A 15,791-nucleotide genomic window follows, 5' to 3' on the forward strand; every position below is an offset into this window, starting at 1 on the left:
GCCTGTACGCGTTTTCCCCCTGTGCAGGCGATTTCCCGAACTTTCCCCCCTTCCTTCTGCGCCACTTCACAGGCTATAGTCCCAGAGAACACAACATTCCGTTTCATAATGAAAAAAGGAAGCCGGCAATGCATTATCACCGTATCCCCCATAGCACGCTGGAAGTCAGTCAGCTGGGGTTAGGCACGATGACGTTTGGTGAGCAGAATAGCGAAGCCGACGCCCACCAGCAGCTTGATTACGCCGTTAGCCAGGGTATTAACCTGATTGATACCGCCGAGATGTATCCGGTGCCACCGCGTCCGGAAACCCAGGGCCTGACCGAAAAATACATTGGCAGCTGGCTGCAAAAGCGCGGCAGCCGCGACAAAATCATTCTGGCGAGTAAAGTCGCCGGCCCGGTGCGCGGCAGCGATGCGCTGATTCGCCCCAACCAGGCGCTGGATCGCAAGAACATCCGCGAAGCGCTGGACGCCAGCCTGAAGCGCCTTAATACCGATTACCTCGACCTCTACCAGCTGCACTGGCCGCAGCGCCAGACCAACTACTTTGGCAAGCTCGGTTATCAGTACAGTGATAACACCGCCACTGTTACGCTGCTGGAGACGCTGGAAGCGCTGACCGAACAGGTGCGCGCGGGCAAGATCCGTTACATTGGCGTCTCGAACGAAACGGCCTGGGGCGTGATGCGCTACCTGCAGCTGGCGGAGAAGCACGAGCTGCCGCGTATCGTCACCATTCAGAATCCGTACAGCCTGCTGAACCGCAGTTTTGAAGTGGGTCTGGCAGAGATTAGCCAGCATGAGGGCGTGGAACTGCTGGCCTATTCCAGCCTGGCCTTTGGTACGCTGAGCGGTAAATACCTCAACGGGGCGAAACCGGCCGGCGCGCGCAATACGCTGTTCAGCCGCTTTACCCGCTACAGCGGCGAGCAGTCACAGCAGGCGATTGCTGCCTACGTAGCGCTGGCAAAACAGCATAACCTGGATCCGTCACAGATGGCGCTGGCCTATGTGCGGCAGCAGCCGTTTGTGGCCAGCACCCTGCTCGGTGCCACCACCATGGAACAGCTGAAGGTTAACGTGGAGAGTTTCAATCTGACGCTGAGCGGCGAGGTGTTAGAGGCGCTGGAAGCGATTCACCGTCAGTATACGTATCCGGCACCGTAATCTCCCTGGTGCGCGTTAACGCGCACCCTACAGGGTTTGCGACCTTCGCATACCTGCTGTGGTTTTGGTGTATGCGCCGGGCCAGGGTAGGGTCGCCATTCATGGCGACCTGGTCCCTTTCTGCGCCGCTCAGCGACGCGTTCTCCACCACAACACGGCAATCGCCATGGCGAACAGCGCGCCGAAGCCCACGCCCGTCGCGACCGCTGGCGCACCCAGCTTAATCGCCACGGTATACAGCCCCAGCATTAGCAGCATCGCGCTGTTCTCACCCAGGTTTTGCACCGCAATCGCGTTGCCTGAACCCACGGTATCTTTGCCGCGCTCCTGCAACAGCGCGTTGAGCGGCACCACAAAGAAGCCGCCGAGCGCACCAATCAGCATCAGCAGCAGATACGCATTCAGCAGGCTATGCTGCAGCGAGAACAGCACCACCATCACGCCAATCAGCACGCCGGCCGGCATGCAGCGCCGCACCGTTTGCAGCGTGACCAGATTTGCCGCCGCGGCCGCGCCGATAACGATACCGATCGCCACCATGGCATTTAGCGTGGTCGGCGTTTTATTGTCCGTGATGCCGAGCGCCACCGGCACCCACAGCACCAGCAGGAAGCGCAGCGTGACGCCGGCGCCCCAGAACAGGCTGGTGCCGAGCAGCGAGAAGCGGGTTTCACCGTTACGCCACAGCAGCTGTGCCGAGGCGATAAAGCTGCGCAGCATCGCGCCAGCGTGCCAGCTCTGGCCGGGGCGCGCTGCCTGCAGACGCGGAATGAACAGGTTCGCCACCACCGCCAGTGCGTAAGTGAGTGCACACACCACTAGTGCTGCCAGCAGATGCCAGTCGGCGAGCACGCCGCCTGCCACCGAGCCGAGCAGAATCGCCGCGATAGTCGACGACTCCATCAGCCCGTTGGCTTTCACCAGCCGCGCGCCGCTGGTGATCTCCGTCAGGATGCCGTATTTCGCCGGCGAATACGCCGCCGCGCCGACGCCCACCAGCGTGTAGCCGAGAAACGGATTAAAGCCGAAGCAGATCACCAGCGCACCGAGCAGCTTAAGGCTGTTGGCAAACATCATCACCCGCCCTTTGGCAAAGCTGTCGGCCATCTGCCCGACAAACGGCGCGAGCAGAATGTAAGTGGCCACAAACAGCATCTGCAGGATCGGCTGGCTCCAGTCCGGATAGAACTGACTTTTCAGCAGCGCCAGCGTGGCGAACAGCAGCGCGTTGTCGCCAAAGGCAGAGAAAAACTGTGCCACGATCACCGCCAGCATACTGCGCGACAGCAAAGGGGCGTCCGGATTCACCGACTGACTCATGCCCGCTCCTCTTCTGCCAGCTGTTTCAGGCTGACGTAGTCTGGTTTGCCGCTGCCCAGCATCGGCAGCTGTTTCATGTAGCGAATGTCGCGCGGCACCGCCAGCTCTGGCGCACCCATCTCACGCGCGGCCTGCTGCAGCCGCTCGCGGCTGAGTTCACTGTCGGTGGTAAACAGCACCAGCGCTTCTCCACGCTGGCCATCGGGCCGCAGCGACGCCGCGTGCTGTTTCTCCGCCGAGGCTTTCAGGGCAATCTGCTCCACGCTCTCCAGCGACACCATCTCTCCGGCGATTTTGGCGAAGCGTTTAGCGCGCCCCTGAATCTGACAGAAACCGCCCTCGTCAAAGCTGACAATATCCCCGGTATCGTACCAGCCGGCTTCCTGTTCGCCCTCGCCGTTATCCGCCACCGGTGGCTCCAGCACGCCGGGGTTTTCCACCCGCAGGTAGCCGTTCATCACATTCGGACCGCGCAGCTGTAGTCGTCCGCCCTGCTCAATGCCCGGTACCGCAATCAGACGTGAATCCATGCCCGGCAGAATACGGCCGACGGTATGCGATTTGGCGGCCATCGGCACGTTGATTGCTACCACTGGCGCACACTCGGTCACGCCGTAACCTTCGAGGATGCGGATGCCGTACTTCTCCATGTAGATCTGGCGCGTGCCTTCCTGCAGCTTCTCAGCACCTGCCACCACGTAGCGCAGCCGGGCGAAATCGTACGGGCTGGCAAAGCGCGCATAGTTGCCGAGGAAGGTGGAGGTGCCAAACAGCACGGTGCAGTTACGGTCGTATACCAGCTCCGGCACGATGCGATAGTGCAGCGGGCTGGGATAGAGGAATACCTGCGCGCCGGTCAGCAGCGGCGTGAACAGCCCGACGGTGAGGCCGAAGGCGTGGAACAGCGGCAGCGCCGACATAAAGCGGTCACGCGGGGTGAAATCCGCCACGGTGCGAATCTGCTCCACATTCGCCAGCAGGCTTTTATGCGAGTGCACCACACCTTTGGGATTGCCTTCCGAGCCGGAGGTAAACAGCACCATTGCCGCGTCTTCTGGCTGCTGGGCAACCTGTGCCCGGCGTGGCAGCAGCAGGTGCGCGAGGATCCACAGTTTGTCCTGCAGCGTGACGGTATCTTTCAGATCCTCCAGATAGATCCACTGCACCTCCGTCAGCCCCTGCGGCAGGTGCCACAGGTTGCCCTTCTCGAGGAACTGGCGCGAGGTAAACACGGTTTTCACCTGCGAGGCGGTCAGCGCCGCGCGCATGCCGTTGATGCCGGCGGTGTAGTTGAGCATGGCCGGCACGCGCCCGCGCAGTGAAGCCCCGAGAATCGCCGCCGCGGTCACCGTGGCGTTCGGCAGCAGCAGGCCAACGAATTCGCCCTGCTGGCTGTAGCGCTCCAGAATGCGTCCGACGCCGAGCGCTTTTTTCAGCAGTCCGGTGTAGCTGTCCGGCTTAAAGTTGATGTCTTCGATGCAGGGTTTGCTCAGCCCGTAACGGGTGCGCGCATTGAGAAAAGCGTCGAACAGCGTTTCGCGCGGGCGCACCGCCATGCGCGCTTCCATCATCACATGATGTAAATGCTCACCGGCCAGCACGCGGCGGTCGCGCGCGCGTTTCGCTTCCGGCATGGGAATCACCGTGGCAGGCAGCACCGTCAGGGTGATGCGCGGGAACAGGCGACGTTTAAACACCCCGGCCAGGCGGCCAAACGGCGTGTACTCTGCGCCTTCAATGCGCATCGGCACCACGGTGGCGGCGGATTTCGCCGCGACGAAGCCAGCGCCGCTGTAGATTTTCATCAATGAACCGGTGACGGTAATGCGCCCTTCCGGAAAGATCACCACCGGACGCCCTTCGTTGATCATGCGCACCAGATGTTTGATCGACATCGGTTTGGTGGGGTCGAGCGGCACGAAGTCGATGACCGGCCTGAGCAGGCGCATATACCACTGTTCGCTGATCGAAGAATAGACGGCGAACACCGGTTTAATGGGCAGAAACAGCGCCAGCAGCACGCCATCGAGAAACGACATATGGTTTGGCGTGATCAGCACTTTTTCTTTGTGCAGGGCAGTCAGATCGCCACGCAGCTCAACGCGCCATAACAGGCGACAGAGGAAACGCAGAACGGTAAATAGCATGCCAGCTCCTTAGCAGCGGTAAAAAATGGTTCTTACCTTGCAGGATCCGGGGATGTTCGACAAGTAGCGCAGTGATTTATCGTGATGAATTCAGGGTGATTCGCCCTGCCAGCCGCCGCCCAGCGCGGCGATCAGCGCCACGCTGCTCACCCACTGGCTGCTCTGCAGCGACAGCAGGCTCTGCTGCTCGCTCAGGCTGCTGTTTTCCGTGGTAGCGACATCAAGGTAATCAATCATGCCGGCGTCATACTGGTTGCGCGTTACGCGTGCTGACGCCTGTGCCGCCACGGCGGCGCGCTGCTGCGCGGCGATTTCCCCCTGCAAGGTATTCAGTTCCACCAGGTTATCTTCCACTTCTCCCAGCGCGCTCAGCACCGTCTGGCGATAGGTGGCCACGCTGGCATCATAGGCGGCACGCGCCTGCGCCACTTTCGCCGAGGTCGCGCCAAAGTCGAGCAGCGTACCGCTGAGCTCCGGCCCCAGCGACCAGGCGCGATTCGGCAGCGACAATAAGCTGTGGATCGCTGAGGCGGTCACGCCACCGCTGGCGCTGAGCGTCAGGTCGGGATAATAACCGGCAATCGCCACCCCGACCGCCGCGTTGGCGGCCGCCACGTTACGTTCGGCATAGGCGATGTCCGGACGGCGCTGCAGCAGCGCCGAAGGCAGGCTCTGCGGAATGGACGGCAGCGTGGCATCCAGCTTCGCCACCGGCAACGTAAAGTCGGCTGGCGCACGCCCCAGCAGCAGCGCCACCGCGTGCTCCAGTTGCGCGCGCTGCCACTGATAATCCTGCGCCGAAGCGCGGGCGCTCTCCAGCTGCATCTGTGCCTGCGCCAGGGTGGCGCGGGATTCGCTACCGGCGCGGTACTTGTTGTTAATCACGCTGAGATAGCGCTGATAAGCTTCAATGCTGCGCTGATAGAGCGCGATCTTTTCGTCGATGATGCGCAGCTGAAAATAGTCCTGCGCCAGCTCTGACTGGGCGCTCAGCGTGACATTAGCCAGTTCCGCCTGGCTGGCCTGCGCGCTGGCCTTATCCTCTTCCTGGGTGCGGCGCAGTTTGCCCCACAGATCCAGCTCCCAGCTGGCATTCAGCGTAGCGCTGTGGCTGTTGCTGACGCTGCGCTGACCGCTGGTGCTGGCACGGCTGCCGCTGCGCGTGCTGCTGGCATCGTAGTCGAGTGAGGGAAACAGCGCCGCGCGCGACTGCGCGCTTAGCGCCTGGGCTTCGCGATACTGCGCCGCATAACTGGCGACGTTCTGGTTAGAGATGCTCACCTGGCGCAGCAGGCTGGACAAGGCGGCATCGTGATACACCGTCCACCACTCCCCTTTGCGACTGGCGTCCTGCGGCGTGGCCTGCGTCCAGCCTTTGGCCTCTTTATAGTGCGTCGGCAGCGCCATCGCCGGACGCTGATAATCGGGGCCAACGCTACAGCCAGCAACCAGTAGCGCCACCGTCAGCGCGCCAATGTTCATCATTTTCATCAATCAGGATTCCACATGACGCACGCGCCGCCACTGACGCTGGGTGGCGCGGCTGAGACGATCCAGCCAGAGATAGACCACTGGCGTGGTAAACAGGGTCAGCAGCTGGCTCAGGGCCAGACCGCCGGCAATCGCAATCCCCAGCGGACTGCGTAAATCAGCGTCGCCACCGCTGCCCAGCGCCAGCGGCAGAGCGCCGAAGAAGGCGGCCAGCGTGGTCATCATGATCGGCCGAAAGCGCATCAGGCACGCCTGCGTAATCGCCTGCTGCGGCGACAGCCCCTGGCTGCGCTCGGCGTGCAGGGCAAAATCGATCATCATGATGGCGTTTTTCTTGACGATACCGATCAGCAAAATGATGCCGATCAGCGCAATCACCGTCAGTTGCGTATTGGTCAGCAGCAACAGCAGCAGCGCCCCGACGCCTGCCGACGGCAGCGTGGAGAGAATGGTCAGCGGGTGAATGTAACTCTCATACAGCATGCCCAGGACGATATACACCGCCGCCAGCGCCGCAATAATCAGCCACGGCATGGTGGCGGTGAGCTGAGAGAACGCCGCGGCGGTGCCGGCAAAGCCCGCCTGAATGCTGGAGGGCAACCCCAGCTGTGCCATCGCTTGCTTAATCAGCGTCTGCGCCTGCTCCAGCGACACGCCGTCGTTGAGGTTGAAGGCGATGGTGCTGGTCGCTGACTGGCCCTGATGCGCAACCGACAGCGGCGCGTTGCCGCCGCTGAAGCGGGCAAAGGCCGCCAGCGGCACGCGATCGCCGCTGTCGTTAATCACATACAGTTGTTGCAACATGGCCGGATCGCGCGTGTCGCTATCCTGCAGGGCCATCACCACATGGTACTGATTGAGCGTGTGATAGAGCGTGGCAATCTGTCGCTGGCTAAAGGCATTGTTCAGCAGCGTGTCCAGCATCTGCACGTTAACGCCCAGCCGCGTGGCGCGGTCGCGATCGATATTGATCACCACCTCCTGTCCGCCGGTTTGCGCATCGGAATCCACGCTGTTGAGTTGCGGTATCGCGGCCAGCGCCGCCTGGACTTTCGGCGTCCAGCGGCGCAGCAGATCGAGATCGTCAGCCTGCAGGCTGTACTGATAAGTGGCGTTGGCGCTGCGCCCGCCGATGTGCAGATCCTGCGCGGCCATCAGGAACAGCTGCGCCCCGGCAATATGGCGGGTTTTCAGGCTCAGCCGGTTAGCCACTTCGGTGGCGCTGGCGCTGCGCTGGTCAAAATCTTTCAGCCGGACAAAAAAGTTGGCGCTATTGCGCGAGCCAAACATGCCGCTGCCCATTGACGACATCACGCTGTCTACCGCCGGATCGGCCTCAATGATTTTGGTGAACGCCAGCATCTTTGGCTTCATCGCCTGGAAGGAGATGTTCTGGTCAGCGCGCAGGGCGCCCATCAGCAGGCCGGTGTCCTGATTGGGGAAAAAGCCCTTTTGCACCACGCTAAACAGAAACAGGTTAAGCAGCACGGTGAGCAGCAAACTCAGCAGGGTAATCTTCTGGTGCGCCATCACCCACGCCAGGCCACGCGCGTAAGCGGCCAGCAGCGCGTTGAGCGCATTTTCAATCAGCTGATAGAGCGGATGCGGCCGCCGGGTGACCTGCGGCTTCGGCCGCAGCAGCCGGGCGCACAGCATCGGGGTCAGGCTGAGCGAGACAAACATGGAGATCAGCAGTGAGACCGTCAGCGTCACCGCAAATTCGCGGAACAGGCGGCCAACAATACTGCCCATTAGCAGAATCGGGATAAACACCGCCACCAGCGACACCGTCATCGACAGCACCGTAAAGCTCACCTCATGGGCACCGCGCAGGGCGGCACGCAGCGGACTCAGACCGGCTTCGATGTGCCGGGTGATATTTTCCAGCACCACGATGGCGTCATCAACGACAAAACCCGTGGCGATGATCAGCGCCATCAGCGACAGGTTATCAAGACTGTAGCCGAGCAGATACATCACCGCGCAGGTGCCGATCAGCGACACCGGCAGCGCCAGCGCCGGAATCACCACCGCCTGCAAATTACGCAGGAAGACAAATACCACGGCAATCACCAGCAGCATCGCCACCAGCAGCGTCTCTTCGGTGTCATACAGTGAGGCGCGCACCGTTGGCGAACGGTCCACCACCACTTTGAGCTGGGTATCGGCAGGCAGATCTTTCTCCAGCTGTGGCAGCTGCGCTTTGATGGCGTCAATGGTGTCGAGCATGTTAGCGCCGGCCTGACGCTTGATGGCGATCATCACCGACGGCTGTGAATTGAGAAAGCCGGCCTGATACTGATCCTCCACCGAGTCATACACCGTGGCGACGTCATGCAGTCGCACCGCCTTACCCGCGTGGTAGCTGACTATCAGGTCGCGGTACTGTGCCGCTTTGTCCAGCTGGCCGTTGCCGTCCACCATCCAGGACTGGCTACTGCCCTGCAGCATGCCTTTCGGCAGATTGGTGGTGCTGCTGGCGACGGCGCTGCGCACCGTATCCAGCGCAATGCCATAGTGCGTCAGCTGTTGCGGCTGCAGATCAATGCGGACCGCCGGCAGCGCGCTGCCCATCAGCGACACCTCGCCTACACCCCTGACCTGCCCCATCGCCTGTTCAATTTTGCTTTCGGCGAGGTCATACAGTTCACCCGGCGTGCGCGTGGCGGAGGTGAGCGCCAGCATCACAATCGGCGCGTCTGAGGGATTTGCTTTGCGATAGGTCGGCAGCGACTCCATAGCACTCGGTAACAGGCTGCGCGCCGCGTTTATCGCTGCCTGCACGTCGCGCGCCGCGCCATTGATATCGCGGTCAAGTTCAAACTGCAGTATCACGCTGGTCGAGCCCTGCGAGCTGGTCGACGTCATCTCCGTCACACCGGCAATCTGGCCGAGCGAACGCTCCAGCGGCGTCGCTACCGTGGCCGCCATGGTTTCCGGGCTGGCACCGGCCAGGCTGGCGCTGACCATGATGGTAGGAAAATCCACCTGCGGCAGCGGCGCGACGGGCAGCAGCCGGTAGCCCAGCGCCCCGAGCAGCAGGATCGCCAGCGTCAGCAGCAGCGTGGCAACCGGGCGAAAGATAAATAGCCGGGTGATGTTCATGGCTCGCCCCGCGCCTGCTGCTGCCGGCGCTGCACGTAGCGCTTACCGCGCTGCGCCAGCCCATCAAACCACAGATAGATCACCGGGGTGGAGAACAGCGTCAGCACCTGGCTCACCAGCAGGCCACCGACAATCACCAGCCCGAGCGGCTGACGCAGTTCGGCACCGGAGCCGGAGGCCAGCATCAGCGGCAGCGCACCGAGCAGCGCCGCCATGGTGGTCATCAGAATCGGCCGGAAGCGCAGCAGACAGGCCTGATGGATCGCTTCGCGCGGCGTCATTTGCTGCTTATGCTGCGCCTCCAGCGCGAAGTCGATCATCATAATGGCGTTCTTTTTGACGATGCCAATCAGCAGAATGACGCCAATCAGCGCGATCAGGCTGAATTCACTGCCCGCCAGCATCAGCGTCAGCAGCGCCCCGACCGCCGCCGACGGCAGCGTGGAGAGAATGGTCACCGGATGAATAAAGCTTTCATACAGAATGCCCAGCACCACGTACATGGTGATCAGCGCCGCCAGAATCAGCCACAGCGTATTGCCGGTGGCGCTCTGAAACGCCGCGGTTTCACCCTGATAGCGCAGCGTTATGCTGGCGGGCAGTTTAAGCTGCTGCGTGACCTGCGCAATCGCCCGCTGCCCCTCCTCCAGCGAATAACCGGGGTTAAGATTGAACGACACCATCACCGCCGGGAACTGATTCAGGCGCATGTGCATCAGCGCCCCGGTCCGCGCATGCACGCTGGCGATGGCGGTGAGTTTCACCATGCCGGTGGTAGTGGTCTCACTGTCGCTGTCGCTGCTGGTTGATGCACTGCTGCTCACCGGCAGATAAACGTCATCAAATGACGCCGGCGACTGCTGATACTGCGGCGCCACTTCCAGCACCACGCGATACTGATTCGCCTGGGTAAAAATGGTGGAAACCAGCCGCTGACCAAAGCTGTTGTACAGCGCGGTATCGACGTCAGCTGCCGTGATACCGTAGCGCGCAGCTTTATCGCGATTCAGCTCCACATAGGCCACGCGCCCCTGATCCTGCAGGTTGCTGACCACGCCATTAAACTCCGGGCGCTGCTGCAGCGCAGCTATCAGCTGCGGCGTCCAGCGCACCAGGTTTTCGCTGTCGGCATCATCAAGGGTGAACTGGTACTGGCTCGGCGTCACCTGATCGTTGACCGTCAGGTCCTGTGCTGGCTGCAGATAAAGCTGAATGCCGGCGACCCGGCGCGCCGCCTGCTGTAGCTGCGCAATCACCTCATCGGCTTTGACGTCGCGCTGGTCAAACGCTTTCAGGTTGATCTGCAGGCGCCCGCTATTGAGGCTGGTGTTATTGCCGTCGATACCAATGGTTGAGGACACACTCTCGACCGCCGGATTTTGCAGGATCACCGTTGCCAGCGCCTGCTGACGCTGCGCCATCGCCGTGAAGGAGACATCCTGCGACGCCACGGTCACCCCCTGAATCAGCCCGGTATCCTGCGTGGGAAAGAACCCTTTCGGGATGGCCAGATACAGCAGCGCGGTGAGTGCAAAGGTTGCCAGCGCCATCAGCAGCGTCAGCTTCTGATGGTTGAGCACTACGCTGAGCAGGCGGTCATAGCCGCGGACCAGTTTGTCAAACAGCTCGCCGCCTTTGCGCGCAAAGCGTGACTGCTGCGCCTCAGGAATATGCCTTAACAGCCAGGCACACAGCATCGGCGTCAGCGTCAGCGACACCACCATCGACACCAGAATCGACACGGCCAGGGTGATGGCGAATTCGCGGAACAGCCGTCCGACCACATCGCCCATAAACAGCAGCGGAATCAGGACCGCAATCAGGGAAAACGTCAGGGAAATAATGGTGAAGCCAATCTGCTGCGAACCTTTCAGCGCAGCCTGCATCGGCGTTTCCCCCTGCTCCAGCCGGCGCGAAATGTTCTCCACCACCACAATCGCGTCATCAATGACAAACCCGGTGGCGATGGTCAGCGCCATCAGCGACAGGTTGTTGAGGCTGAAATCGGCGAGATACATCACGCCAAAGGTGCCAATCAGCGACAGCGGTACTGCCACGCTGGGAATCAGCGTCGCCGCCACGTTGCGCAGAAACAGGAAGGTCACCATCACCACCAGTGCGATCGACAGCATCAGTTCAAACTGTACGTCGCTGATCGAGGCGCGGATGGTCTGCGTGCGATCGGCGAGCACGTGCATTTTCACGCCATCCGGCAGCGCCGCCTGCAGTACGGGCAGCTGCTTTTTAATGCTATCCACTACCTGAATGACGTTGGCGCCGGGCTGGCGCTGCACGCTGATGACAATCGCCGGACGGTTATTGGCCCACGCCGACTGAAAGCGATTCTCCGGCCCCTGTTCGATATGGGCGATATCTTTCAGCCGCAACGCCGCACCGTTCTGCCAGGTGAGAATCAGATTGCCGTATTCGGCCGCGGTGCGCAGCTGATCGTTGGCGTCGATGGTCACCGAGTGATATTTGCCGTCGAAGCCGCCTTTCGAACCGTTGACGTTGCTGTTGGCGATCAGCGTATTGACGTCTTCCAGCGACAGCTTGTGCGCCGCCAGCGCTTTTGGATCCATCTGCACGCGAATCGCCGGCTGATTGCCGCCCGCCAGGGTCACCATCCCCACGCCGTTGATTTGCGACAGCTTCAGCGCCACGCGCGTGTTCACCAGATCCTGCACTTCAGTCAGCGGCAGCGTGTCGGAACTGGCGGCCAGCGTGATCACCGCACTGTCGGCCGGATTGACCTTTTTATACGTCGGCGGATTGGGCAGATCGTCCGGTAACAGATTATTCGCCGCGTTGATTGCCGCCTGGACTTCCTGTTCGGCGACGTCAAGCGACAGATCGAGGCTGAACTTCAGGGTGATAATCGATGATCCGCCCGAGCTGGCAGACGTCATCTGGCTAAGACCGGCCATCTGACCGAGCTGACGCTCCAGCGGCGAGGTCACGGACGAGGCCATCACGTCCGGGCTGGCGCCAGGATAAAGGGTGGTAACCTGAATGGTCGGATAATCCACCTGCGGCAGCGCCGAGGTGGAGAGAAAGCGATAAGCGAACAGGCCGGCGATCAGCACGCCGATCATCAGCAGAATCGTCGCTACCGGGCGCAGGATAAACAGACGAGACGGGTTCATGGCTGGGTACTTTTGCTGTTGTCAGCCAGCTGGACTTTGCTGCCGTTAGTCAGACGATCGATCCCCTCGGTCACCAGACGATCGCCTGGCGCCACGCCCTGCAGGATCGCCTGACGATCTTCCCCCAGTGCCGGTCCGGTGGTGACCGCTTTGCGCGTCACGCTATTGTCTTTGTTGATAATAAACACAAAGCTCCCGTCGCTGCTCAGCTGCAGCGCCTGCGCAGGGATCACCGTCGCGTTTTTCAGCGTGCCGGTTTGCAGACGCAGATTAACGAACTGGTTGGCAAACAGCGCTTCGTCCTGGTTAGGAAAGCTGGCTTTCAGTTCGATGGTGCCGGTGCTGGTATCGATCTGATTGCTGATGTACTTCACCTCACCCTGCGCCAGTATGGTGCTGTTGTCCTGATCGAAGGCCGTCGCGGGCAGGCTCTGGCCGTTGCGCAGTGCGCGCGTCAGCTGCGCGATGTAACTTTGCGGCACGCTGAACGTCACGGCGGCAGGCTGCATTTGCGTCACCACCACAATGCCGGTGGTGTCGCTGGTCTGCACCATATTGCCGGGATCGACCAGCCGCAGGCCCACGCGACCGCTGATCGGCGAGGTGATGCGGGCATACTCAATATCCAGTTTTGCGCTGGCGATTTGCGCCTGATCCGCCGCCACCGCGCCCTGATACTGGCCGACGGTAGCAATCTGGCTATCCAGATCCTGGCGCGACAGCGAGTCCTGCGCTGCCAGCTTTTTGTAGCGTGCCAGCGTCAGTTGCGCACTGTGCAGCAGCGCCTGGTTCTGGCTGAGATCGCCCTGATACTGGGCCAGCGTCGCCTGATAACTGCGCGGATCGATCTGCGCCAGCAGCTGACCGGCGCTGACTTTCTGCCCTTCAGTAAAGAACACCTGCTGCAGCTGCCCGGCCACGCGGCTGGAGACGGTGACGCTGGCGTTGGGGATCACCGTGCCGAGCGCATTCAGGTACACCGGCACGTCGGCCGTCGCGGCAACGCCGCTGTGCACCAGCGTTGCCGGGCCGCTTATCTGCGCCGCGCCGCGATGACCGCCTGGCGGCAGGTCGCCGGGTGCTGCGCCCCGCTTGCCGCCTGCCACACGCCAGATCACGCCGGCCGCGATCAGCAGCACCAGCAACACAAGCAGCCATTTCAACCAGCGGGAGAAACCAGAACGGGGAGCATGGATAGTCATCAGCGTCTTCAGATCAGCAAAAGTGTGGGTAAAAACCCCGGTAAGCAGGGGATTATTTCAGCGAAAATCATCACGACGCGCATTATCGGCGGATCGCCAGAACGTTTTCTATACGCAAACCGTAAGCGTTTCGTTAAGAGATGCAGGATTTAAACCGCGCCCGGCAGCGGCCGGTGATGGCGCGTGCAGGCGCTATAAACGGGAGAGGAGGACAACTTACAGGCAAAAAAAACCCACGCATCCGCGTGGGTCGGTGCAACCGAACAGGGTGAATACCACAAGGGTATCGCTGCCGCAGCAGCCGATCTTCACACCAATCAATACCTCTGGGACCTTTATCGTCGCGCAATGGCGGCACGGATAACAGCCGCAAATCGCAACGGAGTTCGGCGAAATGCAACGAGGTGTGAAAAGCTCGACTGCGCGTTTACATCCTGATTTCGTTAAGATTTATCTGATGCCGGTTTACTGTAAATCGCGTCGGGTGCCACGTTCATGTGTTTCAGCACCGGCCCCATGATGTTGCCAAATACCGGCGCAGCCACCGATCCGCCAAAGTGATCGCCAGCGGTAGGATGGTTAATCATCACCACCAGCGCCACTTCCGGATGGCTGGCCGGCGCGATGCCGGCGGTGTAGTTGACATAGCCGCCGTCATATTTGCCGCTGCTGCCCATCTTCTCCGCGGTACCGGTTTTGGTCGCCAGCCGGTAGCCCGGAACCGCTGCTTTCACCCCGGTACCGCCCGGCAGCACGTCACTCTCCAGCATGTGCACCACGGTTTGCACGATCTGCGGATCCGCCACCTGCCTGCCCAGTACCGGTGGCGTCACTTTGGTGATCGACAGCGGGCGATAGACGCCATACGAACCGAGCGTGGCGTACTCACGCGCAATCTGCAGCGGCGTTACGCGCAGACCGTAACCGAACGAGAAGGTGGCGCGCTCAATGTCCGCCCAGCGCTGGCGATGCAGCGGGAAGTAGCCCACGCTCTCACCGGTCAGTCCCAGCCCGGTCGGCTTGCCAAGACCAAACGCCTGATAGGTGTTCACCAGCGCTTCCGCCGGCATCGCCAGCGCAATGTGCGACACGCCGATGTCGCTGGATTTCTGCAAAATGCCGGTCATGGTCAGGCGCGGCCAGTGGCCGACATCGCGGATCAGGTGGCCGTTGACGCTGTAGGGCGTGGTGTCGATCACCGAATCGGGGCGCACCAGATGACGCTGCAGCCCTTCCATCACCACCAGCGGCTTCACCGTCGAACCGGGCTCGTAGCTGTCATTGATGGCGGTATTGCGCATTTGCGCCGGCGTGGCGTTGTCATAATTGTTGGGGTTGAACGACGGATAAGACGCCATAGCGAGGATTTCGCCGGTGTCGATCTTCACCAGCACCGCCGCGCCCGAATCGGCCTTGTTGAGCAGCACGCCGTCGCGCAGCTTGCTGTACAGCGTAAACTGGTCAAACTTATCGATGCTGAGCTGCACCGTCGGCGGCTGCTTCGGCGGCTCGTAATCGATCATCGCAATAATGTTGCCGTCCCCGTCCTGGCGATACACCTCTTTACCCGGCTCGCCCTGCAGTACCCGGTCAAATCCCTTCTCCAGCCCGTTAAGCCCGTTATTGTCCGCCCCGACGATGCCAATCAGCGGCGCCGCGGCTTCACTCATCGGATAAAAACGGCTGTCGTCATACACCGAACTGATGCCTTTCAGATGCAGCTCTGCAATATCTTTGGCAATGCCCAGCTCGATTTTGCGCCCGAGATAGAGGAAGCGCTTTTTCGGATTGGCGGTGATCTGCGCGCGCAGCTCGTCCGGTCGCAGATTCAGCGCCGCCGCCAGATAGCTCCATTTGGCGCTGGTGAAATCGGGATTGGCCTCCAGCACGCGCAGCGGATCGGCGATGATATCGCGCGATGGCACGCTGAGCGCCAGCGCCTGGCCGTCGCGGTCGAGCAGCGTGCCGCGGTTGGTCGGCAGCGTCACGGTCCGCAGCGAGCGCTGGTCGGCCTCGTGCTCCAGCATCGGATGATTGATCAGCTGCAGATCGCCGACACGCGCCAGCAGCAGGCCCATGCAGCCTAATACGCCCAGACAAATCAGACGAAAACGAAACGGGTTAAACGGGGCTTTAATCTGGTCTTTTCCCAGAAATTTTTTAATCGGGGGCATGGCGATCCGCTGCGATAAAAGATGAATCCAAAGGGGT

The 15,791-nt window shown here is 61.3% G+C and carries 8 protein-coding genes; 1 reads left to right on the plus strand and 7 read right to left on the minus strand.

What is annotated here, in order from left to right; translation table 11 throughout:
* Positions 1-128: 128 nt before the first annotated feature.
* On the plus strand, positions 129-1,169 hold the full coding sequence (locus F3J36_RS20880) for an NADP(H)-dependent aldo-keto reductase (RefSeq protein ID WP_021506697.1): 1,041 nt from the start codon (positions 129-131) through the stop codon (positions 1,167-1,169).
* A 129-nt stretch (positions 1,170-1,298) separates the two neighbouring features.
* Here the strand turns inward: F3J36_RS20880 and lplT are convergent, their stop codons facing one another.
* The 7 genes from lplT to F3J36_RS20915 all read right to left on the minus strand — a co-directional run bounded on the left by lplT (position 1,299) and on the right by F3J36_RS20915 (position 15,754).
* On the minus strand, positions 1,299-2,489 hold the full coding sequence (gene lplT / locus F3J36_RS20885; RefSeq protein WP_166720488.1) for a lysophospholipid transporter LplT: 1,191 nt from the start codon (positions 2,487-2,489) through the stop codon (positions 1,299-1,301).
* On the minus strand, positions 2,486-4,636 hold the full coding sequence (aas, locus tag F3J36_RS20890; RefSeq protein WP_166720489.1) for a bifunctional acyl-ACP--phospholipid O-acyltransferase/long-chain-fatty-acid--ACP ligase: 2,151 nt from the start codon (positions 4,634-4,636) through the stop codon (positions 2,486-2,488). The genes lplT and aas overlap by 4 nt, the downstream gene beginning before the upstream one ends.
* Positions 4,637-4,726: 90 nt before the next feature.
* Positions 4,727-6,118 carry an efflux transporter outer membrane subunit gene (locus F3J36_RS20895; RefSeq protein ID WP_371742070.1) on the minus strand — a complete coding sequence of 464 codons (1,392 nt, stop codon included), beginning with the start codon at positions 6,116-6,118 and terminating at the stop codon, positions 4,727-4,729.
* Positions 6,119-6,130: 12 nt separating this feature from the next.
* The gene (locus tag F3J36_RS20900) at positions 6,131-9,232 is read right to left on the minus strand and encodes an efflux RND transporter permease subunit (protein ID WP_166720491.1); all 3,102 of its coding nucleotides are present in this window, start codon (positions 9,230-9,232) and stop codon (positions 6,131-6,133) included.
* Positions 9,229-12,378, minus strand: coding sequence for a multidrug efflux RND transporter permease subunit (locus F3J36_RS20905; protein ID WP_166720492.1), 3,150 nt, complete (start codon positions 12,376-12,378; stop codon positions 9,229-9,231). Before F3J36_RS20905 ends, F3J36_RS20900 begins: the two co-directional genes overlap by 4 nt.
* Positions 12,375-13,580: an MdtA/MuxA family multidrug efflux RND transporter periplasmic adaptor subunit gene (locus tag F3J36_RS20910; protein ID WP_166720493.1), complete on the minus strand. Its 1,206-nt coding sequence runs from the start codon at positions 13,578-13,580 to the stop codon at positions 12,375-12,377. Before F3J36_RS20910 ends, F3J36_RS20905 begins: the two co-directional genes overlap by 4 nt.
* Positions 13,581-14,023: 443 nt before the next feature.
* Positions 14,024-15,754, minus strand: coding sequence for a penicillin-binding transpeptidase domain-containing protein (locus F3J36_RS20915; RefSeq protein ID WP_021506690.1), 1,731 nt, complete (start codon positions 15,752-15,754; stop codon positions 14,024-14,026).
* Positions 15,755-15,791 lie beyond the last annotated feature (37 nt).

Origin of the sequence: Pantoea sp. Cy-640 (genome assembly GCF_011752635.1) — a bacterium.
Lineage (GTDB): Bacteria > Pseudomonadota > Gammaproteobacteria > Enterobacterales > Enterobacteriaceae > Pantoea > Pantoea dispersa.